At 72.0% G+C, this 22,383-nt stretch carries 18 protein-coding genes; 4 read left to right on the top strand and 14 right to left on the bottom strand.

Going from position 1 to position 22,383, the window contains the following annotated elements; translation table 11 throughout:
• Positions 1-192 precede the first annotated feature (192 nt).
• Complete coding sequence (locus V1633_RS13905) at positions 193-1,269, bottom strand: adenosine deaminase (RefSeq protein WP_331214695.1); 1,077 nt, start codon at positions 1,267-1,269, stop codon at positions 193-195.
• A 211-nt stretch (positions 1,270-1,480) separates the two neighbouring features.
• Here V1633_RS13905 and V1633_RS13900 point away from each other — a divergent pair, with 211 nt between their 5' ends.
• Positions 1,481-2,368 (top strand): putative RNA methyltransferase, encoded by an 888-nt coding sequence (locus V1633_RS13900; RefSeq protein ID WP_331214694.1) that lies wholly within the window; start codon positions 1,481-1,483, stop codon positions 2,366-2,368.
• A gap of 114 nt (positions 2,369-2,482) precedes the next feature.
• Here V1633_RS13900 and V1633_RS13895 read toward each other — a convergent pair whose 3' ends face one another.
• The 9 genes from V1633_RS13895 to V1633_RS13855 all read right to left on the bottom strand — a co-directional run bounded on the left by V1633_RS13895 (position 2,483) and on the right by V1633_RS13855 (position 13,442).
• Positions 2,483-3,163 carry a DUF4272 domain-containing protein gene (locus V1633_RS13895; RefSeq protein WP_331214693.1) on the bottom strand — a complete coding sequence of 227 codons (681 nt, stop codon included), beginning with the start codon at positions 3,161-3,163 and terminating at the stop codon, positions 2,483-2,485.
• 207 nt (positions 3,164-3,370) lie between these two features.
• The gene (locus tag V1633_RS13890; RefSeq protein WP_331214692.1) at positions 3,371-4,651 is read right to left on the bottom strand and encodes a thymidine phosphorylase; all 1,281 of its coding nucleotides are present in this window, start codon (positions 4,649-4,651) and stop codon (positions 3,371-3,373) included.
• A gap of 324 nt (positions 4,652-4,975) precedes the next feature.
• Positions 4,976-5,680: a cytidine deaminase gene (locus V1633_RS13885; RefSeq protein ID WP_331214763.1), complete on the bottom strand. Its 705-nt coding sequence runs from the start codon at positions 5,678-5,680 to the stop codon at positions 4,976-4,978.
• A 30-nt stretch (positions 5,681-5,710) separates the two neighbouring features.
• A complete protein-coding gene (locus V1633_RS13880) occupies positions 5,711-6,988 on the bottom strand; it encodes an ABC transporter permease (RefSeq protein ID WP_331214691.1) in 1,278 nt (425 codons plus the stop codon).
• A gap of 8 nt (positions 6,989-6,996) precedes the next feature.
• The gene (locus V1633_RS13875) at positions 6,997-8,508 is read right to left on the bottom strand and encodes an ABC transporter permease (RefSeq protein ID WP_331214690.1); all 1,512 of its coding nucleotides are present in this window, start codon (positions 8,506-8,508) and stop codon (positions 6,997-6,999) included.
• Positions 8,505-10,106: an ABC transporter ATP-binding protein gene (locus V1633_RS13870; RefSeq protein WP_331214762.1), complete on the bottom strand. Its 1,602-nt coding sequence runs from the start codon at positions 10,104-10,106 to the stop codon at positions 8,505-8,507. The genes V1633_RS13875 and V1633_RS13870 overlap by 4 nt, the downstream gene beginning before the upstream one ends.
• Before the next feature lie 295 nt (positions 10,107-10,401).
• Entirely contained in the window at positions 10,402-11,466 is a 1,065-nt protein-coding gene (locus tag V1633_RS13865; RefSeq protein ID WP_331214761.1) for a BMP family lipoprotein, read from the bottom strand.
• A 360-nt stretch (positions 11,467-11,826) separates the two neighbouring features.
• Complete coding sequence (locus V1633_RS13860) at positions 11,827-12,168, bottom strand: hypothetical protein (RefSeq protein ID WP_331214689.1); 342 nt, start codon at positions 12,166-12,168, stop codon at positions 11,827-11,829.
• A 215-nt stretch (positions 12,169-12,383) separates the two neighbouring features.
• Entirely contained in the window at positions 12,384-13,442 is a 1,059-nt protein-coding gene (locus V1633_RS13855) for a hypothetical protein (RefSeq protein ID WP_331214688.1), read from the bottom strand.
• Positions 13,443-13,542: 100 nt separating this feature from the next.
• Between V1633_RS13855 and V1633_RS13850 the strand changes: the two genes are divergently transcribed.
• Both V1633_RS13850 and V1633_RS13845 read left to right on the top strand, forming a co-directional pair.
• Positions 13,543-14,160: a TetR/AcrR family transcriptional regulator gene (locus tag V1633_RS13850; RefSeq protein ID WP_331214687.1), complete on the top strand. Its 618-nt coding sequence runs from the start codon at positions 13,543-13,545 to the stop codon at positions 14,158-14,160.
• A 143-nt stretch (positions 14,161-14,303) separates the two neighbouring features.
• Positions 14,304-15,059 (top strand): DUF305 domain-containing protein, encoded by a 756-nt coding sequence (locus V1633_RS13845; RefSeq protein WP_331214686.1) that lies wholly within the window; start codon positions 14,304-14,306, stop codon positions 15,057-15,059.
• Positions 15,060-15,071: 12 nt separating this feature from the next.
• Here V1633_RS13845 and V1633_RS13840 read toward each other — a convergent pair whose 3' ends face one another.
• The 4 genes from V1633_RS13840 to V1633_RS13825 are packed head-to-tail and all read right to left on the bottom strand — an operon-like array spanning position 15,072 to position 20,869.
• The gene (locus V1633_RS13840) at positions 15,072-16,988 is read right to left on the bottom strand and encodes an alpha-amylase family glycosyl hydrolase (RefSeq protein WP_331214685.1); all 1,917 of its coding nucleotides are present in this window, start codon (positions 16,986-16,988) and stop codon (positions 15,072-15,074) included.
• On the bottom strand, positions 16,985-17,881 hold the full coding sequence (locus tag V1633_RS13835) for a sugar ABC transporter permease (RefSeq protein ID WP_407952016.1): 897 nt from the start codon (positions 17,879-17,881) through the stop codon (positions 16,985-16,987). The genes V1633_RS13840 and V1633_RS13835 overlap by 4 nt, the downstream gene beginning before the upstream one ends.
• A gap of 26 nt (positions 17,882-17,907) precedes the next feature.
• The gene (locus tag V1633_RS13830; protein ID WP_331214684.1) at positions 17,908-19,614 is read right to left on the bottom strand and encodes an ABC transporter permease subunit; all 1,707 of its coding nucleotides are present in this window, start codon (positions 19,612-19,614) and stop codon (positions 17,908-17,910) included.
• Positions 19,615-19,621: 7 nt separating this feature from the next.
• Positions 19,622-20,869 (bottom strand): sugar ABC transporter substrate-binding protein, encoded by a 1,248-nt coding sequence (locus tag V1633_RS13825; RefSeq protein WP_331214683.1) that lies wholly within the window; start codon positions 20,867-20,869, stop codon positions 19,622-19,624.
• 254 nt (positions 20,870-21,123) lie between these two features.
• Between V1633_RS13825 and V1633_RS13820 the strand changes: the two genes are divergently transcribed.
• A complete protein-coding gene (locus V1633_RS13820) occupies positions 21,124-22,230 on the top strand; it encodes a LacI family DNA-binding transcriptional regulator (RefSeq protein ID WP_331214682.1) in 1,107 nt (368 codons plus the stop codon).
• Positions 22,231-22,383: the final 153 nt, after the last annotated feature.

The raw sequence follows: 22,383 nt of genomic DNA, 5'->3' as shown, positions 1-22,383 counted from the left end.
GGATGCGGACCACGAGTTGACCCCGCCCACGGCGGAGGAACCTTGCCCCACAGGCCCCGACGACAAGGCCGAAGTGCCGGATTACGCACTCCATGCGGACCGCCGGACGAACGGCCGGCCGATCGCCGCTGACCGGATCGACGCCGACGCCGCCCGAAGGGCCACCGGCCCCTCGGGCGACCCGCCTCGGGATCAGGACAGCAGTTTGGCGTACGCCGGTTTGATCACCTCGTTGATGATGGCCAGCCGCTCGTCGAACGGAATGAAGGCGCTCTTCATCGCATTGATGGTGAACCACTGCAGTTCGGCGTAGCCGTAGCCGAACGCCTCCACGAGCAGGGCCATCTCCCGCGACATCGAGGTACCGCTCATCAACCGGTTGTCGGTGTTGACGGTGACCCGGAACCGGAGGTCCCGCAGCAGCCCGATGGGGTGCTCGACGATCGACGGCGCGGCGCCCGTCTGGACGTTGGACGACGGACACAGTTCAAGCGGGATCCGCTTGTCCCGGACGTACGCGGCCAGCCGGCCGAGCACCGGTTCCGCACCGGTGGTGATGTCGTCGACGATCCGTACGCCGTGGCCGAGCCGGTCCGCGCCGCACCACTGGATCGCCTGCCAGATCGACGGCAGACCGAACGCCTCCCCGGCGTGGATGGTGAAGTGAAAGTTCTCCCGCTGGAGGTATTCGAAGGCGTCCAGGTGCCGGGTGGGCGGGAAGCCCGCCTCGGCGCCGGCGATGTCGAAGCCGACCACCCCGACGTCCCGGTGCCGTACGGCGAGTTCGGCGATCTCCTGGGACCGGGCCGCGTGCCGCATCGCGGTGAGCAGGGTGCCGATCCGGATCGGCCGTCCGGCCGCCGCCGCCGCGGCACTGCCCTCGGCGAAACCGGCCAGCACCGCCTCCACCACCTCGTCCAGGCTGAGGCCCCGTTCCAGGTGCTGCTCCGGGGCGAACCGGACCTCCGCGTAGACCACACCGTCGTGGGCCAGGTCGAGCGCGCATTCGGCGGCGACGCGGTGCAGACCCTCCACCGTCTGCATCACCGCGACGGTGTGCGCGAACGTCTCCAGATAACGTTCGAGCGACCCCGAGTCGGCCGCCGCGACGAACCACCGGCCGAGTTCGTCCGGATCCGTGGTCGGCAGCGGGTGCCCCACCGCCTCGGCGAGTTCCACCACGGTCCCCGGCCGCAGCCCACCGTCGAGGTGGTCGTGCAGCAACGCCTTCGGGACCCTGACGATGTCTTCGTAACCGATTACCGCCATGTGCCGACATTAGTGGGCCGCCGCTGTCGTTTCCGGCACCGCCCCGGCACCTCCCCGCGCGGCTCCCTTCCCGGCCACGCCGCCAGCGGCCGGTATCACCGCCGGGACACCACCGGCCAACGGACCGGACACCGTCAGTGCCGCCGGCCGCGCGCTGCCGGGTCGCCGGGCACGGGTCACTGCCAGCCGGGACGCCACTATCGTGGTCGGGGTGCCTCCCGAGATCCTGCGGCACCTCCGCTGTCCGCTCTGCGGCCAACCACTCGCCCCGGTGGCCGTAGCCGGGCCGGTGGCCGCCGCGCTGCGCTGCCCGGCCGGACACAGTTTCGACATCGCGCGGCAGGGCTACGTCAACCTGACGGCGGGACGTTCCCCGCACTCCGGGGACACCGCCGCGATGGTGGCTGCCCGGGACGACTTCCTCGGCGCCGGCCACTACGACGTCATCTCGACCACGCTCGCCGCACTCGCCACCTCGGCGACGACCGCCGCGACCGCACCGGAGGGCGGCGCTCCGACGACGTACCCGGAACTGGTGGTCGACGCCGGAGCCGGCACCGGCCGGCACCTCGCCGCGGTGCTCGACGCCCTGCCCACCGCCACGGGCCTGGCCCTGGACGCGTCGAAGCCGGCACTGCGTCGCGCCGCCCGGGCCCATCCACGGGCCGGCGCCGTGCTCTGCGACACCTGGCGCCGCCTCCCGCTGGCCGACGGTGCCGCCGGCCTGCTGCTCAACGTCTTCGCCCCACGCAACGGCCCGGAGTTCCGGCGGGTGCTGCATCCACGGGGCAGCCTGCTGGTGGTCACCCCGGCCGCCGACCACCTGCGCGAACTGGTCGACGCACTCGATCTGCTCCGGGTCGACCCGGCCAAGGAGGAGCGGGTCGCCGGCAGCCTGGCGCCGCACTTCACGCCCGGCCCCACCACGGTACGGCGCGACACGCTGCGGCTCAGCCGGGCCGAGGTACGCACCCTGGTGGGGATGGGCCCGAGTGCCTGGCACACCGCCCCGGAACGGCTCGACGCGCGGGTCGACGCCCTGCCCGAGCCGGTGACGGTCACCGCGGCGGTACGCATCGCCGCCTACCAGCCCCGCTGACCACGGCCAGATCCGACGCGCGACAACCGCATCCCGGCCTGGTCGGTCCCCGGCCGGGACACCGACCCAGCCAGACCCCGACGCCGGCCTCGGGCGGTAGGGCCGACGCCGACCTCAGGTGGAGAGGTCGACCTCCTCCCAACCGGCCGGCGGGTCGTGGAACGGCCCCCGGAAGACCACCGCCCACTCCAACGCCCACCGCCGCTGCCCGATCGCGTTGCTGTCGATCATCCCGGGCAACCGGAGCCCCTGCCGCTCGGCCTCCAGGTAGGCCCAGTCCAGGCAGTAGTAGAGGTCGAGCACGGCGGCGACCTCCACCGCGCCCCGGGGAGCCGCCAGGGAGCGCGCCCGCCACTGGGTGAAGGTCTCCCCGGCCGGAAGGTTCGGCAGTCGCGCCATGAGGCGGTCGTCGGACGGCGCGGTCGGGTCGAGGTGCCGGGTCAGCCCGAGCACCCACGCCAGGGCGAAGACCGCGTCGTGGTGCAGTACGAACGACCGGTGGTCCCCCCGGTCGCCCGCCACGAACTGCCACTCCGGCGGCGTGACCATCTCCACCAGGTGCGAGCCGAGCAGCCAACCCATCCCTGCCTCGGCCGGCATCCCGAAGCACCGGGCCAGCACCAGGTGCAGTACGGCGACCCGGGCCTCAAGCTCGCCGGTGGGTCGCAACTCGACGGTGTCCCCCGGCTCCCACACCAGGGGAAACTGCTCCGGGGGCAGCGGCAGGCCCAGCCTGCTCAGCTCGGCCACGTTGGCCGCACGGACCGCCTGCGGGTCGGGAACGGGCACGCTCACAGCTGTAGATCCTGTCGGGTCAGGGTCCGTTCGGCGCGGCCGCGTCGTGACCCCGGGTGGATGCCCGGACCGACGTCGAACCGGGCCCGGTGGAAGTCTCCCGGCGACGGAGGATAACCGCTCGGCGGGGCCCGCCACCGGCCGCCCCGCCCGGCGTCGGCGCCCCTGACCGTCCGGCCGAGGACCCTGGCCGACCGGTCGAGGGAGCTAGCCGATCCGGTCGATGACCAGCGGCGTCACGGCCGGACGCTGACCCGAGACCAGCACCGCCGCGGCCGCTTCGGCCCGGGCCGCCGGGATCCGCTCCGGGTCGTCGGTCCGCAACTCGTACAGCGGGTCGCCGGCCCGTACCGGGTCGCCGGGTCGGCGGTGCAGCACCACCCCGGCGGCCGCGCTGACCGGGTCCTCCTTACGGGCCCGGCCCGCGCCGAGTCGCCACGCGGCGATTCCGATGCCGTACGCGTCGACGGCGGAGACGAAGCCGTCCCGGTCGGCCCGGACGACCTCCACCTCAGCGGCGACCGGCAGCGGGGCGTCCGGATCCCCGCCCTGGGCCCGGATCATGGTCCGCCACACGTCCATCGCCCGGCCGTCGCGCAGCGCCCGCTCCGGGTCGGCGTCCGGCAGCCCAGCCGCGGCGAGCATCTCCCGGGCCAGTGCGAGGGTCAGCTCCACCACGTCGGCGGGACCGCCGCCGGCGAGCACCTCCACCGACTCGGCGACCTCGACCGCGTTGCCGACCGTCAGCCCCAGCGGGGTCGACATGTCGGTGAGTAGGGCGACCGTCCGGACCCCGTGCGCGCCGCCCAGCTCGACCATGGTGCGGGCCAGCTCCCGGGCGTCCGACTCCGCCTTCATGAACGCGCCCGAGCCGACCTTCACGTCGAGCACCAGCGCCCCGGTGCCCTCCGCGATCTTCTTGCTCATGATCGAGCTGGCGATCAGCGGGATCGCCTCCACGGTGCCGGTGACGTCACGCAGGGCGTACAGCTTGCGGTCGGCCGGGGCCAGTCCCTCCCCGGCGGCGCAGATCACCGCGCCGACCTCGCGCAGCTGCGCGATGAACTCGGCGTTGCCGAGCGCGGCCCGCCAACCCGGAATCGACTCCAACTTGTCCAACGTGCCGCCGGTGTGCCCGAGCCCCCGACCGGAGAGCTGCGGTACGGCGGCACCGCACGCCGCGACCAGCGGAGTCAACGGCAGAGTGATCTTGTCGCCCACCCCGCCGGTGGAGTGCTTGTCCGCCGTCGGCCGGGAAACCCCTGACAGGTCCAGCCGCTCTCCGCTGGCGATCATCGCGGCGGTCCACCGGGCGATCTCGGCGGGGGTCATCCCACGCAACAGGATCGCCATCGCCAGCGCCGACATCTGCTCGTCCGCGACCCGGCCCCGGGTGTACGCGTCGACCACCCAGTCGATCTGCCCGTCGGAGAGCACCCCGCCGTCCCGCTTGGTCCGGATCACGTCGACCGCGGCGTACGCATTCACAGTTGTTTCCTCTTCCTCATGGTTCGCGCCGACCCACGGCGTCGTTCGTCAGGTACCGCCGGCGCGGCGTTGACCCCTGCCGGCCCACGGCCACCACGGGGGCCGGCCCCGGGGGCCGCGGCGCGGGTTACCCCCGGCCCCGCGGGGCGCCGGGCACGGCGGGCCCGGCTCCACCCCCGGACCTGGCACGGCGCGCCCCGCCCGACCCTCCGCGACCTGGCACGGCGCGCCCGGCCCAAACCCTCCGCGATCCGGCAACGTCCCCGACCGGACCAGCTGCTTCAGGCACCAGGCACCAGGCCGGAAAGCCCCGGCCGGGAGACCTCAGCCCGCCCAGCGCGCCGGGATCTCCGCCGGAGGCTCCCCCTCGCCGGCCCAGAACAGTGCGCCGTCGGCGTCGACCACCACCACCCGAGGCGTACGGGCCTGCGCCCAGGTGATCGCCTCGGCGACGTCGGTCCAGGTCGGCGCCTCCTCCAGCACCCCGGTCGGGGCACCCTCGGCATCGCCGGCGGCCCGCTCCCAGTAGCCGGTCCAGATCTGCCGGCCGCCAGACACGTCCGGGTGCAGGAAGACGGTGCCCCGTCCCCGCCAGGCCGCCAACGCCTCCGGCACGCTGGGAACCTTCGCCGAGGTCGCCATCGCCTCCAGGTCTTCCACCCCGAACGCGTGCGGCAGCAGTTCCGTCATCCGCAGCGGCCGGGGTTCCGCCTCGACCACGAGTGCCGGACCGCCGTGCTCCCAGAGCAGTTGCCGGCACCGGCCGCAGGGCATCAGGGGTGCACCGTTCGCGTCGACGCAGGAGAGCGCCACCAGTTTGCCGCCGCCGGAGGCGTGCAGCGCGGAGACCAGCCCGCACTCGGCGCAGAGCGTGACACCGTACGAGGCGTTCTCCACGTTGCAGCCGACCACGATCCGGCCGTCGTCGACCAACGCCGCCGCCCCGACCGGAAAGTTCGAGTACGGCGCGTACGCGTGCCGCATCGCGTCGGTCGCGGCGGCCCGCAGCTTGGCCCAGTCAATCTCCATCGTCACGCCACCATCCTGCCCCGCCGCTGGTCAGCCCTTGATGTAGGGCTTGCCGTCGGCGGCCGGAGCCCGCACCTTGCCGACCAGCCCGGCCACCGCGAGCAGGGTGGCGAGGTACGGCAGCATCGCCAGGAACTCGCTGGGGATGGTGCTGTTGATCGCGCTGAGGTAGGTGCCGAGCTGGTCGGCGAAGCCGAAGAAGAGCGCGGCCAACAGGGCACCGGTCGGGCTCCACCGGCCGAAGATCAGCGCGGCGAGGGCGATGAAGCCCTTACCGCCGATCATGTTCTTGGTGAAGGTGTAGAGCGCCAGGGTGTAGGAGGCGCCGCCGATCCCGGCGACCATGCCGGCGAGCAGCACGTTCCGGTAGCGCAGCGCCAGGACCTTGACCCCGAGGGTGTCGGCGGCGGTCGGGTGTTCCCCGACCGACCGGGTCCGCAGCCCCCACCGGGTCCGGAACAGCGCGACGTGGATCACGACCACCAGGATCAGTGCCAGGTAGAGGAAGATGTTGCCGCTGAACAGGGCCGGGCCGAGGACCGGGATGTCGGAGAGGACCGGGATCGGCCAGGCCTCGAACCGGGGTGGCTGGTTGTACTTCGCCGCGTCGGGCTGCATCAGCCGTTCGTAGAGGAAGCCGGTCAGGCCGACCGCGAAGAGGTTCAGCACGATCCCCATCACGACCTGGTCGACCAGGTACCGGATGGTGAAGATGGCGAGCAGCAGCGAGATCAGCGCGCCGCCGAGGGCGGCGGCGGCCAGGCCGAGCCAGGCGCTCGCGGTGAGCGTACCGACCAGGGCGCCGGCGAAGGCGCCCATCAGCAACTGTCCCTCGATCGCCACGTTCACCACACCGGACCGCTCGGAGAGCACTCCGGCCAGGGCGCCGAAGATCAGCGGCAGGGCGAGGATGAAGGTGCCCCGGACGATGTTCACCAGCGGCATGAAGTTCTGTCCGGCCGGCGCGGCCGAGACCTGCCAGCAGATGAACGAGAGCACCACGCCGGCGATCGCGACGCCGAGCAGCGGAGTGAACCAGCGCTTCGGCAACCCGACCAGCAGGGCCGCTCCGGCCGCCACCGCGACCAGTCCGAAGAGGATCGCGCCGACGGTCCCGTTCAGCGCCACCGAGGCGCCGCCGGCGTCCTCGCTGAGGGTGAACCGGGCGTCCGCGCCGGTGGCGAGGGCGCCGAACAGCACCGCGGCGAGGATACCGAGCAGCACCGCCCCGACGCCGACCTTGCGGTCGCGGGTCCAGAAGCCCGGTCGTACGGTGACCGCGACGTCCTCGACAGTCATCGTGGACATGGGGTGTGTCACCAGCCCTTCGCCATGCTCGTCTGCAGCCGGGCGGCGCGGGCGGCCCGGAGCCCGAAGATCGCCTTCACCAGTGCCGGTGCGGCGATGAAGATGACGATCAGCGCCTGCAGCACGGTGACCAGTTCCAGCGAGACGCTGGCGTACGACTGCATCCGGTTGCCGCCCGCCTGCAGGGCGCCGAAGAGCAGCGCGGCGAGTGCGACGCCCCACGGTCTCACCCGACCGAGCAGCGCGACCAGGATGCCGTCGAAACCGATCTGGGCGATGACCAGCGGGGTGAGCGCGGTGGCGGTGCTGCCGAGCACCATGTTCGCGCCGCCGAGACCGGAGAGCGCACCGGCGATCACCATGACCAGGACGTACGTCTTGGCGACGCTGATCCCGGCGGTCCGGGCCGCCTCCGGGTTGGCGCCGACCGCGCGCAGTTCGAAGCCGAAGGTGGAGCGGTTGAGCAGCCAGGAGACCGCCCAGGTGGCGCCGACCGCGAGCACGATGCCGAGGTGCACCCGCAGGTCGCCGCCGAGCAGTCGGGGCAGTTGGGCGGAGCCGTCGACGGACCGGCTGATCGCGTCGGTCCGATCGGAGGCGTGCACCCCGTTCTGCACGATGATCCAGGCCAGGAAGTACGTGGCGACGTAGTTGAGCATGATCGTGGTGATCACCTCGTGCGCGCCGGTCCGGGCCTTGAGGAAGCCGGAGGCGAAGCCCCAGAGCGCGCCGCCGAGGGCACCGGCGACCAGGGCCACGACCAGGTGTACGACCGGCGGCAGCGGCAGCAGGAAGCCGGCGAGCGCGGCCAGGATCACCCCGACCGTGGCCTGCCCCTGGGCACCGATGTTGAACAGACCGCCCCGGAACGCCAGCGAGACCGCCAGACCGGTGAAGACCAGCGGGGCGGTGTAGGTGAGCGTTTCCGAGATCGGGGCGAAGACCGGCTGCCAGCCGTTCGTGCCGCTGATCCAGCCGCTGACCGCCGCCGGGTCGACGATCGCGCCCTTGAACAGGTTGGCGTACGCGTCGCTGACCACCGCCCAACTGGAGTTGAGGGCGTCCTGGGGCCGGGCGGTGAAGTAGCTGAACGTGTGCAGCACGTCCGGGTCGGAGACGATGATCAGGATGGCGCCGATCACCATCGCCAGTACGACGGCGAGCACGGTGACGGCCACGGTGTTGGCCGACCAGAGATTGCGGACGAAGAGCTTCAGCAGCAACGACGCGCCGCCGTCCCGGTCGGTCAGCGGAGCGGCTCCGGCCGGCTGCGCCGGGTCGGTTCCATCCGCCGTCTTCGCCGGCTCGGCCCCACCAGCGGCGGACGCCGCGGCCTCGGTGCCACCAGTGGCCGGCGCCGCCGCATCGGCGGCCGGCTCGGCCGGCTCGACGGCGCCAGCGACGGGCTCGGCCGGAGCGGCGCCAGCGGTCCCGGTCACCTTCTCGGTTCCGGTCTCGGTCCCTGCTCCGTCGGGGTTCTCCCGGGGGGCGGGCACACCGGGGGTGTTGACGTCGGTCATCGGGTTTCCTCGCTACCAGGAACGTCGGCGCGGCCGGCCTCGTCGGCGGCCGGCGCGACCGGGTCGGCGGGCGACCCCGCCGGCTCGACAGGCGCCGCGACCGGGTCGGCGGGCGACCCGGCGGTTTGCTCCGGCACACCGGCGGACGGCTCGCCACCGGTGATACCGGCCATCAGGAGTCCGATCTCCTCACGGGGGGTCTCCGGACCGACGACGCCGATGATCCGGCCCCGGTACATCACGGCGATCCGGTCGGCGAGGCCGATCACCTCGTCCAGTTCACTGGAGACGAGCAGTACGGCGGTGCCGATGTCCCGCTCGTGGATGATCCGGCGGTGGATGAACTCGATCGAGCCGACGTCCACGCCCCGGGTGGGCTGGGCGGCCACGAAAAGCTTGAGCGGCCGGGACATCTCCCGGGCGATGATCACTTTCTGCTGGTTGCCGCCGGAGAGCGTACCGACGGGTGCGTCGGCCGAGGGGGTCCGGACGTCGAACTCGGGAATCCGCTCCCGGGCCGACGCGGCGATCGCCTCCGGCTTGAGCACCAGCCCGGCCCCGAACGGCGGCTGGTCGTAGATGTCCAGCACCAGGTTCTCGGCGACGCTGAACTCCTTGACCAGTCCGTCGACGCTGCGGTCCTCGGGGACGTACCCGACACCGGCCCGGAGCACCCGCTTGGTCGGCCAGCCGTCGATCCGGTCCCCGGCCAGCGTCACCGAGCCGCTGAGCAGCGGCCGCAGCCCCATCAGCGCCTCGATCAGCTCGGTCTGCCCGTTGCCCTGCACACCCGCGATGCCGAGCACCTCACCGGCGCGTACGGTCAGGTCCACCCCGTCGACCGCGCGCACCGACCGGTCGTCGTCCACGACCAGGCCCTCGACCTGCAACACCGGGGCGCCCGGCGTGGCGGCCGCCTTCTCCACGGTCAGGTTGACGGTACGACCGACCATCAGCGCGGCGAGTTCGTCCTCGCTCGCGTCCGGGCTGGCGGTGCCGACCGTACGGCCCCGGCGGATCACGGTGATCCGGTCCGCGATCGCCTTCACTTCCTTGAGCTTGTGGGTGATGAAGACGATCGACTTGCCGGTCTCCTTCAGCGCCCGCATGACAACGAGGAGTTCCTCGGTCTCCTGCGGGGTCAGCACGGCGGTCGGCTCGTCCAGGATCAGCAGGTCGACGTCGCGGGTGAGGGCCTTGACGATCTCGACCCGCTGCTGCACGCCGACCGGCAGGTCCTCGACGACCGCGTCGGGGTCGACCCGCAGGTTGTAGCGGCTGGAGACCTCGGTCACCTGGCGCCGGGCCCGGCGCCGGTCGAGGAAGCCGAGCAGGCCACCCCGTACCTGCTCGGCGCCGAGCATGATGTTCTCCGCCACGGTGAAGACCGGGACCAGCATGAAGTGCTGGTGCACCATGCCGATGCCGGCGGCGATGGCGTCGCCGGGGCCCTTGGCCCGCAACGGCCGGCCGTCGACCAGAATCTCCCCTTCGTCCGGCTGTAGCAGTCCGTACAGCACGTTCATCAGGGTCGACTTGCCCGCGCCGTTCTCCCCGAGCAGCGCGTGAATCTCTCCGGGCTCCACCGTCAGGTCGATGTGGTCGTTGGCGACCAGATCACCGAACCGCTTGGTGATGCCGCGCAGTTCGAGTCTCAGCGCAACCTCCAGGGAGTGCGGGGGGATGCTGCAGCCTAGCTGCTGGTAGGCCGGGTTGACAGGGGACCGTTCGGCGGTCGTGGCGGCCTGTTCGGCCGGTCGGTGGGCGGCGCGAAAACCGGCCGCCCCGACCCGGCGGAAAAGCTCCCTACCAGGGCCGGAGCGGCCGGATCGTCACTTTCAACGCCGGCCCGGCCAGCCGTCCCGGTCAGTGCCGGGACGACCGACCCGGTCGTCACTTCGGCTGGGCGGCCGAGCTGACCTTGACGGTGCCCGCAGCGATGTCGGTCTTGAGCTTCTCGACGTCGGCCTTCAGCTCCGCCGGAACCTTGCTGTCGAACTCGTGGTACGGGGCGAGCGAGACGCCGTTGTTGGCCAGGGTGCCGAGGTAGCCGGGGTCGTGGGCCAGCTGCTCGCCCTTGGCCGCCTTCACCACCGCGTCCTTCACCGCGTCCTTGATGTTCTTGACAACGGTGGTGACCAGCGCGGCGCAGTTCGGGGTGCTCTCGCAACCGTCGCTGTCCACCCAGATCGCCGAGTACTTGCCGCCGGAGGCCTGGGCGGCCGCCGTGGTGCCGAGTCCGGCGCCGCCGGCCACCGGCATGACGATGTCGGCGCCCTGGGCGACGAGGGCGTCGCTGACCTTCTTGCCCTCGTCCTGCTTCACGAAGCTGTTGGTGAAGGAGCCGTTCTGGCTGGCCTTGTCCCAACCGATCGCCTTGACGCTCTTGCCCTTGGCCTGGTTGTAGTGGGCCACCCCGTCGACGAAGCCGTCCATGAAGATGGTCACCGGCGGGATCTTCTCCCCGCCGTAGGTGGCGACCGTACCGGTCTTGCTCATCCCGGCGGCGAGGTAACCGGCCAGGAACGCGGCCTGCGCGGTGTCGAACTGCATCGGGAAGATGTTGCTCTCCGGCAGCTTGGCGTCCACGATGCCGAACTGCTGGTCCGGGTGCGCCTTGGCGATCTTGGAGGTGGCGTTGCCCATCAGCCCACCCACCGCGAGGATGAAGTCGCAGTCCTGGTTGACGTACTGGGTCAGGTTCGGCTCGTAGTCCGCCTCGGCCTTGGACGCCACGTACTTGATGTCGATATTGCTGTCGGCGGCCTTCGCCGCTTCCAGACCGGCCCAGGCCGAGGTGTTGAACGACTTGTCGTCGATGCCCCCGACGTCGGTGACCATGCAGGCGGAGTACTTGTCGGCCGCCGTGCCGCCAGCGTTGTTCTCGTCCGGAGCCTCGCCACACGCGGCGGCGCCGAGCGCGAGCCCGCCTACCGCGAGTACCGAGACGATCCGCATCCCACGCGCAGAGCGCAAGACGGTCTCCTTCCCATTGCACACCGCCCAGTGCGGTGGCAGCCCTTGTGCCGGCCTGCTGCGCTGCCGCCGGCGTCCCACGTTACGGACGGGAGCGTACGCCCGCACCAGTCCACCGGCCGACAATCGTGCCTGACTGTTGAACGCCCGTTACCCTTACGTAACTTCGGGGTGCCCGAGATCACTCAACGGTCCGCCCGATGCCGGACCGATCCTCCCGGGCGTCCGTTTTCCGCCGGTTCCGGCCTGCCGCAGGTGACGGGGGGTTGACCACCTGGGGTCATCGGGACCCCGGCGACCAGGACCGATGTGGCCGGTCCTGGTCGACGTACCGCCGGTGGGTCAGCGCCAGAAGACCGCGACCGCGGCGTTGACCAGCGTCAAGCCGATGATCGCGAGGAAGTGGCCCTTGTTGACCACCTCGCGCTTACGGGAGAAGAACACCATCACGAAGATCATCAGTGCGATCACCAGTTTGGTGGCCAGCTTGGCCGGCGACGGCTCGTCGCCGTTCCGCAGCGGCGCGGCGAGGCCGAGTCCGGTCACCAGCTGGATGACCGCACCCCAGAGCATCAGGGGGTTGATCCGCGTCCGGCCGGTGACGTACTGCCCGACCGCACCGCCGAGCAGCAGCGCGAAACCGATCAGGTGCGCGTAGAGGAGTATCAGTCGGAGAGGTTCCACGCCGCACATCCTGCCCCATCGATCACCGACCGGCCCGCCCGGAACAGCCGGCCCGGCCGAGAACGGGTTCAGGCGGCGCTGGATCCCGATCCGGAACGACCCGGACCCGGGGCCGGATCGCCCGCGACGGGATCAAGCCTGACCGCCCAGAGCGGGTGATCCGGCCCCGGGCCATCAAGCCCGCTCAGCCGCCACCCCCGGGCCATCAAGCCCGCTCAGCCGCCGGCCCCGGCCGTCATGCCCGACCGCCGGTCCCGCCCAGGGCCGTCCGGGGTGGCGGTCGCATCCGACCCCGGGCCGCTGGGCCCGAGCACCGGCCGGGCCCGTCCGACGCAGGTGAGCAGCAACCCGATACCGGCGTAGCCGGCCAGGACCAGCAGCGACGTGGTCGCACCGGCTCCGTCGAAGAACGCGGTCGACCGCAGCAGCGTGCCGCCGGCGCCGACCGGCAGCCACTGGCCGACCGCGCCCCAGGGCTGCGGCAGCAGTTCCGGCGCGGCGGAGACCGCCGACAGCGGGTTGCCGACCAGGAAGACCAGGACCGCGCCGAGACCGAGCCCGGCCCGGCCGAGTGTCGTGCCGAGCCCGGTCACGGTGGCCGCGACGGCCAGCGCGGTCAGCCCGATGGCCGCACCGTTGCGCGGGTGGTCGCCGGGCAGCACGCCGAGCCAGCCCTGCAGCACCAGCGGCCCGGCGACGCCGGCCAGCAGCCCGAAGCCGACCAGCCCGAGCAGCCGGGCGATCCGGCTGGTGACCAGGAGGGTGAGCAGGGCGCCGGCCAGCAGACTGGTCAGCGCGACAGGCAGGAACCCGGCGGCGAAGCCGGCACCCCGGGGGTCGTCCGGGTCGGCGGGGACGATCTCGACCACCCGGACCGGGCGGTCGGTCGCGAGCGCCCCGGCGGCCTGGGTGAGCAGTGCCGCGACCGTGGGACTGCCGCCGGTCACGGTGTGCAGGGTCGGTCCGTCCGGGCCGGCGACGAGGGCGGCGTACGCCTCGCGGTCGCGCAACGCCCGGTCGGCGGCCGGGCCGTCGGGCAGCCGGATGACGTCGAAGCTGCCCGGTGGCGCGGCGGCGGTCAACCGCCCGGCGAGTTGGTCGGCGGCCGGCGCCGGCCCGGCGACCACCACCGGCAGGTCCCGGGGGGCCAGGTCCGCGGCGGGACCGGCGAACAGGGGTACGAGCAGCGACTGCAGCAGCACCGCCAGGCCGGCGACCAGTACGGCCACCGCGAGCGGCGATCGGGGACGGGACAGGACGACGGGTCGGGTCATTCCCGGGCTCCTCTTAAAACGAATACTCGCTCTCTTAAAGCCCAGGTTCCTCCTCCGGGCGCCGCGCCGTCAAGAACGAATCCTCGTTTTACAATGTGGCGTGCCCCGCGTCTCCGACGAACACCTGGCCGCCCGGCGGCAGCAGATCCTCGACGCCGCCCGAGTCTGCTTCCTCCGCAACGGCTTCCACGCGACCTCCATGCAGGACGTGATCAACGAGGCCGGGCTGTCCGTCGGTGCGGTCTACCGGTACTTCCGCAGCAAGCACGAACTCGTCACCTCGATCGCCGAGTCGGTGCTCGACGGAGCGGACGAACTGTTCGAGACCCTCGCCAGGGCGGAGCCCCCGCCACCCCTGCTGGACGTGGTCGACAGGGCGCTCGAGTTCGTCGACTCCCAACTCGGGCCGGACGGCGCGTTCCGACTCGCCGTACAGGTCTGGTCGGAGTCACTGCGCGACCCGGTACTGGCCGACTTCGTCGCGCGGATGTACGCCGGACTCCGGTCCCACTACGTCACGCTCGCCCGACGGGCCGTGCACTCCGGTGAGCTGCCACCGGACGCCGACCCCGAGGCGGTGGGCGCGGTCCTGATCGGGCTGGTCCCCGGCTACGCGCTGCAGCGGCTGCTCTCCGCCGGGCCGGACCGCCACACCTACCTCGCCGGGGTACGGGCCATGGTGGACCCGCACCTCGGCCCCACCGGCCGGCACCGCTGACCTCGACGCCCCACCGGGCAGGACGCTTCCGGTCGACATCCGGTCGGGCTAACATCGGCCAACCACCGGGATCACAGCATACGATCTTGAGGGGAGAGCCCCGGCTACGCCGCGACCGGCCGGCGGCGGACGGGAGTCACGCTGTGTTGCCGAAGAACATGATCCGGGACGGTCGCTCGCGCGCGGTGCTGCTCGTCGTACTCGTCGAGGTGGCCGCGGTGCTGCTGGCCGGTGCCACCGCCCTCGTCGCCGGTGGCACGGACGAACCCGGTACGACCGCCCGCCCGGTCACGCCCACGACGAGCGCGGCGGCGCCGACGACGACCCCGCCGCCGGGCGGTCCGACGGCACCGGTCCTCCAGCCCGGCCGACCCGGCGAGACGGCCCAGGTGCTGGACCCCGGCCAGGTCACGCCCGGGGCCGGGCCGACGCACAACACCGCCGACCTCCGCTTCGTCCAGATGATGATCCCGCACCACGAGCAGGCCCTGGAGATGGCGGCCCTGGTCCCGCAGCGGGCCGGCAGCGCCGGGGTGATCGCGGTCGCCGACCGGATCAGGTCGGCGCAGCAGCCGGAGGTGGAGGTGCTGCGGAGCTGGCTGCGCGACCGTGGCTTCAACCCCGGGCCGACCGGCCACAGTGGCCACGACCCGCAGGCCATGCACGGGATGCAGACCCCGGAGGCGATGGCCGCCCTGGCCGCGACGACCGGCACCGATTTCGACCGCAGGTTCGTCGAGATGATGACCGAGCACCACCAGGGCGCCATCTCGATGGCGCAGGAGGTGCTGACCGCCGGGGTCAACCAGCAGATTCGGGAACTGGCCCGGAACATCGCCTTCGAACAGGCCGTCGAGATCAGCCGGATGCGCGAGGTCCTCGCCCCGCCGGCCCGCTGAGCGACTCCCGGGTCAGGACAGCCGCCACACCTGGAACGTCGGGCCGTCCCCGGGCAGCGTCACCACCCCGTCGCCGTCGGCGCGTACGGTCGGGGCGCCGCCGTGGAGGTTGTCGGCGTACCCGTGGTCGCCGGTCGGCAGGCCGCGCAGCCGTACCGGTGCTCCGGCGGCCCGGCGGGCGAGCACCAGCAGCGCCCCGCCCGGTGTCTCGCGGAGGAAGACCAGCGTGTCGGGGTCGACGTACGCCCAGCGCAGCCCACCGTGCCGCAGTTCCGGGGCGGCCCGGCGCAGTGCGAGCAACGACCGGTACGCCTCGAACGTCGCCAGGTCCCAGCTCTCCGGCCGGTGCCAGGGCATCGGGGTACGAGAGTCCTCGCCGTTCACCCCGGAGAGTCCGAGTTCGTCCCCGGCGAAGATCATCGGGGTGCCCGGCATGGTCGCGAGCAGCCCGACGGCCACCTCCTGACGGGCGGCGTCCCCGACCACGGTGCGGATCCGGGCCGAGTCGTGCGAGCCGAGCAACTGCCACGAGTGGACGTACGACCGCCAGGACACCAGTGACCGGAACGCGTTCATGGTCGCGACCATCGACCCGGCGTCCCGCCGTCGTATGCCGCCCGGCACCCCGAGGAAGTTCGGCAGTGTGACGCCGCCGGAACGGTCGCCGTCGACGGTGCCGTGACCGTCGGCCGCCCCGCTGTCGTCGGCGCGCAGCCAACTCCACACCGGGTCGGTGAACCCGGTGTAGTTCATCGTCCCCTGCCAGCCGTCCCGGTCCAGGTCACCGGTGTGGTCGTGGCCGTGTTCGGCGACGACCAGCCCGTCCGGTCGGGTCGCCACCACGGCGGCCCGCAGCAGTGCCGCCACCTCGTGGGTGTACGCGTCTCGGCCGCGTCGGCCGGTCATGTTCGCCACGTCGACCCGCCAGCCGTCCAGCCCGTACGGCGGGAGCAGCCAGCGCCGGAGCACCGCCTCCGGTCCCTCGGTGAACCGTCGACGCAGCTCGGCGCTCCCCCAGTTGAGCTTCGGCAGCGTCCTGACGCCCTTCCAGCACTCGTAGTCGCCGGTGACGTCGTCGAGGTAGTACAGCTCCCGCTCCGGTGCGCGCACCGCCGAGGAGGCGCCGACGAACCACTCGTGTCCGTCACCGGTGTGGTTGCTGGTGATGTCGCCGAGCAGGCGCCAGCCCCGGGCGTGCACCGCGTCGGCGAGCCGGGCCAGCGCGGCGTCGCCGCCGAGCAGCGGATCCACCCGGTCGAAGCTGGCCGCGTCGTACCGGTGGTTGGAGCGGGCCGGGAAGAACGGAGTCAGGTAGACGGTGTTGACGCCGAGCCGGTCCAGGTGGTCCAGCCGTTCCGCGATCCCGTCCAGGTCACCGCCGTAGTACTGGTACGGCGTCTCGGGCCCGCTGCCGACCACCGGGGTCCGGTCCCAGTCGCAGGGGATCGCCCAGTCCGGCAGGGCCCGCCGGGCGGACCGGGCCGACCGGGCGAACCGGTCCGGGAAGATCTGGTAGACGACCGCGTCCCGGGCCCAGGCCGGCGGCGGGTCGTACGCCACCAACCTGAAGTCGGTGCTGTCCGGTACGTCGTGGCCGACCACGCCGAGCGCGGTGAGCCACCGGTTGCCGCCCGGCTCGTCGAGCAGGAAGCGGTAGTTGGTGACCGGGTTGCGGACCTCCACCTCGGCCCGCCACCAGGTGTCGCGGCCGGCCCGCCGGTCGACCGTCGCGGCGGCGAAGTGCGGCTCGCCGTCCGGGGTGGTCCGGACGAAGACCCGCCGGACCGGCGCTCCGACTGGTACCCGGACGAACACGTCGACCGTGTCGCCGAGCGTCGGGGCCTGCTCCGGCACGTACCGCGCCGAACCGTCGTGGTGCGGCAGGTCCAGCAGGCCGGCGGGGTCCGGCGGCCCGTGCCCGCCGCTCATCCCTTCACCGCCCCGGCGGCGAGACCGGAGACGATGTAGCGCTGCAGGAACTGGAAGAGCAGCACGGTCGGGACCGCGGTCAGCAGGGTGCCGGCGGCGAAGATCCCGAAGTTGTTGTTCCGCTCCCCGTCGATCAGCCCGTACATGCCGACGGCGAGGGTCTTCGACCCGGTGTCGGTGAGGAAGACGCTGGCGACCAGGAACTCGTTGATCGTGGTGATGAAGGAGAGCAGTGCGGTCACCGCCAGGATCGGCGTCACCAGCGGCAGCATGATCCGGAAGAAGATCTGGGCGTGTGTGGCACCGTCCACGGTGGCCGACTCGTCGATCTCCTTCGGCAGGGTGTCGAAGAAGCCCTTCATCAGCCAGGTGTTCGCCCCGAGCGCGCCGCCGAGGTAGACCAGGATCAGTCCGAACGGCGTGTTGAAGCCGACCTCGGGCCACAGGTCGGTGACCGTACTGAAGATCAGGAAGATCGCCACGATCGCCAGGAACTGCGGAAACATCTGGATCAGCAGCAGCGACAGCAGCCCCACCCGGCGACCCCGGAAGCGCATCCGGGAGAAGGCGTACGCGGCGAGCGCGGAGAGGAACACCGAGGCCGCCGCCGCCAGCCCGGCGATCAGCACCGAGTTGAGGAACCAGCGGCCGAACGCGGTCCGGTCGAAGAGGTTGACGAAGTTCTCCCCGGAGACGCCACCGGTCGGCACCAGCCCGGTCGAACTGAGCGTGCCGAGCGGGTTCAGCGCCGCGGAGACCACGAAGACGATCGGGAAGAGGCTGAACCCGACGGCGAGCAGGGCCACCAGGTGCCGCCAGCCGACCTGACGCAGCCAGGACCGGCGGGGACGCCGGCTGCCGGCGGGTGGACCGACGGTCGAGGTGGCGGCCACGGGACGGCCGACCGGGGGCGCTGCGGTCACGAGTAGACCTCCTCCTGCTGCCGGGTCCGCCGGAAGGTCACCGCCGAGATGACCGCGACCAGCGCGAAGATGAAGATCGAGATCGCGGCGGCGAAGCCGTACTGGGCGCCCTGCCCGCCGAACGCGAGCCGGTAGGTGTACGTGATGAGCAGGTCGGTCGCGCCGATCGTGCTGTTGTCGGCGGGGAACGGCGCGCCCTCGGTGGTCAGGTAGATCGCGTTGAAGTTGTTGAAGTTGAACGCGAACGACGCGATCAGCAGCGGGGAGAGCGCGACCAGCAGCAGCGGCAGGGTGATCCGCCGGAACGACTGCCAGGGGGACGCCCCGTCGACCGAGGCCGCCTCGGTCAACTGCGCCGGTATGGCCTGCAACGCGCCGGTGGCCACCAGGAACATGTACGGGAAACCGAGCCAGAGCTGCACCAGGATCACCGCTGACCGGGCCGACCAGGTGCCGCCGAACCAGTCCACGTGCCAGCCGAACAGGTTGTTGATCAGGCCGAAGTCGGCGTTGAACATGTCCCGCCAGACCAGCAGCATCGCGAACGACGGCATCGCGTACGGCAGGATCAGCAGCACCCGGTAGAGGTTGCGGCCCCGCATCCGGGGCGAGTGCAGCACCAGCGCGCAGAGCAGCCCGAGTGCGAACGTACCGCCGGCCGAGGCGACCGCGAAGAAGAGGTTCCAGAGCAGCGTACGCAGGAACGGGCCGGAGATGTCGGGGTCGGTGACCACCCGGGTCAGGTTCTGCAGGCCGACGTCGACCTTCCAGCCCTGGGCCAGCCGTTCCCCGTCGGCGGCGACGAACGCGCCGAGTTCCCCGTCGGCGGTCCACGTCTTGCCGCTCTCGCGGTCGCGGACGCAGTCGCAACCCGCGTCGTACGCCCGCAGTGCCCGGCCCTCGTAGGCGCGGGAGAGCCCCGAGGAGCGGATCGCGCCGCCGGCCGTCGGTACGGCGAAGTTCGTGATCTCCTCGCTGCGGGCGCCGGCCTGCCCGATGGTGAGCAGGGTGTAGCCGTCGGCGGCGGTGACCCGGCCACCCGCCGCGACCGTGACCTCGTCGGTCGGGAGCTGGCGCAGTCCGCTGGCGTCACCGGCCGAGACGGCGCCGGTGGCCGGGTCGGTGACCAGGAAGACCAGTGGGCCGGTCGCCGGGTCGCCGGTGGTGGCGACGGCGAGGCTGTATTCGGTGGAGCCGGGTACCTGGGTCACCGAGGCGGTCTGGATCGCGACGATGGCGTCCTGTTTGCTGCCCCGGTGCCCGTCGCCGAAGTTCGTGAAGGCGGTGCTCGCCGTGTAGAGCACCGGGAGGACCTGGAACGCCAGCAGGAGAAGGGTGCCGGGGACCAGGTACTTCGCCGGGATGTGCCGCCGGGTCAGGTAGAGGTAGCAGAGGCCGGCCGTGGTGCCGACCAGGATCGCCAGCCCGACCCACGCCTCGGCGTCGACCAACGGGAAGGCCGCCCAGGCGGCGATTCCGATGGTCAGTCCGAGCAGGACCACCTTGACGACGAGCCCGGTCACGGTGGTGCCGGACGCGCCGGCCGGGCGGCCCGGCCGACGATCCGCCGGCCCGCCGTGCGGCTGCCGACCGGCCGACGTGCCGTCGGTGTCGTGGCCCGGTCCGTCGGTGTCGTGGCCCGGTCCGGCCCCGTGGTGCGGGGCCGGCTCGGCCGGCCCCGCACTGAACTCACGGTTCTCCATCGCCTGGCTACTTGATCTGGCCCGCGATGGTCTTGCCGGCCGAGGTGATCGTGTTGGCCACGTCGGCACCGCCGATCACCGCTGCCTCAGCCTTGCCGAACGGGTCCCAGACCGCCGCCATCGCCGGGATCGCCGGCAGCACGGCACCGTTCTTCCCCGCGTCCAGGAATTTCGCCAGGTCCGGGTCGGTCCCCTTGACCTGGTCGAGGGCCGCGGTCAGCGCCGGCGGGCGAGGGTCGGCCTGGTAGAGCGCCACGGCGAGGTCCGGCGTGGAGACGTAGTTGGCGACGAACTCCTGCGCCACGGCCTTGTTCTGGCCCTTGGCCGCCACGTAGAACGCCTGCACCCCGACGAACGGCTGGGCCTCCTTGGCCCCGGCGAACCCGGGCACGGCGGTGACGTCGTAGGAGATGCCGGCCTTCTTGACGTCGCTGGTCGCCCACGGGCCGGAGACCAGGTAGGCGCACTTCTTGCCGGTGAACAGCGAGATCGAGTTCTCCGCGGTGATCGAGCGCTTCAGCACGCCCTCACCCTTCTCGCCGAGCGCCGCGATCTTCTTGAACGCGGCGACCGACTCCGGGGTGCCGACGCCGAGGTTCTTCGGGTCGTAGTCGCCGTTGCCGCTGGTGCCGAAGAGGGTGCCGCCGGCCGAGCTGTACAGCGGGTAGATGTGGTACGCGTCGCCGTTCTGCCCCACCTGCAGGCAGAGCACCTCGCTGACCTTCTTCTCGGCCTTGAGCCGCTTGCCGGTGGAAACGAGGTCCTCGATGGTCGCCGGGGCCTCCGGGGCCAGCTGGGTGTTGCGGATCAGCGCCAGGTTCTCCATCGCGTACGGCACGCCGTACGTCTGGCCGCTGAAGGTGACGGCCTTCATGGCGACCGGGTTGAAGGCGCTCTTCTGCGTGGCGGCGAGCTGCACCGGCTCGATCGCGCCGTTCTGGACCAGGTTGCCGATCCAGTCGTGCGCGCCGACCACGACGTCGGGACCACTGCCCTGCTGGGACGCGGTGACGAAGTTGGTCTGCAGGACGTCGTTGGCGATCGCCTGCACCTCGACGGTCACGCCGTTGGCCTGGCCGAACTTGTCGGTGAACGGCTTGAGCGCGGCGGTGCGCTTGTCGTCGGCCCAGATCACCAGCTTGCCGCCGGTGGCCTTCGGGGATTCGGAGGTGGCGGGCTCGCCGTCACCGCCGCAGCCGGCAGCGGCCAGCGCCAGGGCGAAGACGGCGACCACACCCGCGGTACGGATGCGCATCGGTACTCCTGTCAATCATGACCGGCCCGCCGCTCGCGGCGACCGGCCGAGTGGGGGAAACTCTTGACTTGTTCCATCCGGCGTCGGAACCGCGCCGCTGCCGCTCGTGACCGCTGCTGCTGCGGGGTGTCTGGACTGCCGCGTGGTGCCGGGACGTGGGGCTGCGTGTTGCCGGGACGTTAGCAAGACGTTGCAGCCAATGGAAGAGCTTGCAGGCTCTACGCAAGAACTTGCCGATAAGTTAAAGTTCGGCCATGCGCGCACGACTGGCCGACATCGCCGCCCAGGCCGAAGTGAGTGAGGCCACGGTGTCGCGGGTGCTCAACGACCGCCCCGGGGTGGCACCGGAGACCCGGCAGGCCGTGCTGACCGCGCTCGACGTGCTCGGCTACGAGCGGCCGGCCCGGCTGCGCAAGCGCAGCGCCGGCCTGGTCGGGCTGGTGGTGCCGGAGCTGGAGAACCCGATCTTCCCGGCTTTCGCCCAGGTCATCGAGTCCGGGCTGGCCCAGGCCGGCTACACCTCGGTGCTCTGCACCCAGACGCCGGGCGGGGTCACCGAGGACGAGTACGTCGAGATGCTGCTGGACCGGCAGGTCTCCGGGATCGTCTTCGTCTCCGGTCTGCACGCCGACACCTCCGCCGACCACGCCCGGTACCGGACGCTGATCGCCCGGCCACTGCCGGTCGTACTGGTCAACGGGCACGTACCGAACATCCCGGCGCCCTTCGTCTCCTGCGACGACCGGGAGGCGGGCGAACTCGCCGTGGCCCACCTGGTGGCGCTCGGCCACCGCCGGATCGGCCTGATCACCGGCCCCGGCCGGTACGTGCCGGTGCAGCGGAAGGTGGCCGGTTACAAGGCCGCGATGAAGCGGCTGGTCGGCCTGGCCGACGAGGAGCTGGACACCCTGGCCGAGCTCTCGCTGTTCGGTGTGGAGGGCGGCGAGGTGGCCGCCGCCCGGCTGCTCGACCGGGGCGTCACCGGTCTGGTCTGCGGCTCGGACCTGATGGCGCTCGGCGCGATCCGGGCGGCCCGGCAGCGTGGCCTGTCGGTCCCGGCCGACCTCTCCGTCGTCGGGTACGACGACTCGCCGCTGATGGCCTTCACCGATCCGCCGCTGACCACCATGCGGCAGCCGGTCACCGCGATGGCGGTCGCCGCGGTACGCGCCCTGGTCGACGAGATCAACGGGCACGCCGCCCCGCACTCGGAATACACCTTCCGCCCTGAACTGGTGGTCCGTGGCTCCACCGCGGTCGCGCCCGACCTGGGTCGGCGGGTGTCGGCCGCGCCGGACCCGGCCGGCGCCCCGCCGACCGCGCCCCAGCCGGCCACCCCCGAGCTGGCGCTGCCGGTCTGACCCGCCGACCGGGGCCCGATCCGGCCCTCCCGCAGGTGAGCCGACGACGCGGACAGTGCCCGGTCGTCTTGCGCAAGATTTGCTTGACTCTTGCAACAACCGCCCGGCATCCTGCACTGGCGATCGCCGCGTGCCGGCGCGACGCGGAACCCG

Origin of the sequence: Plantactinospora sonchi (genome assembly GCF_036422035.1) — a bacterium.
GTDB classification, from domain to species: domain Bacteria; phylum Actinomycetota; class Actinomycetes; order Mycobacteriales; family Micromonosporaceae; genus Plantactinospora; species Plantactinospora sonchi.
This window is presented reverse-complemented; position numbering and strand designations above follow the sequence as displayed.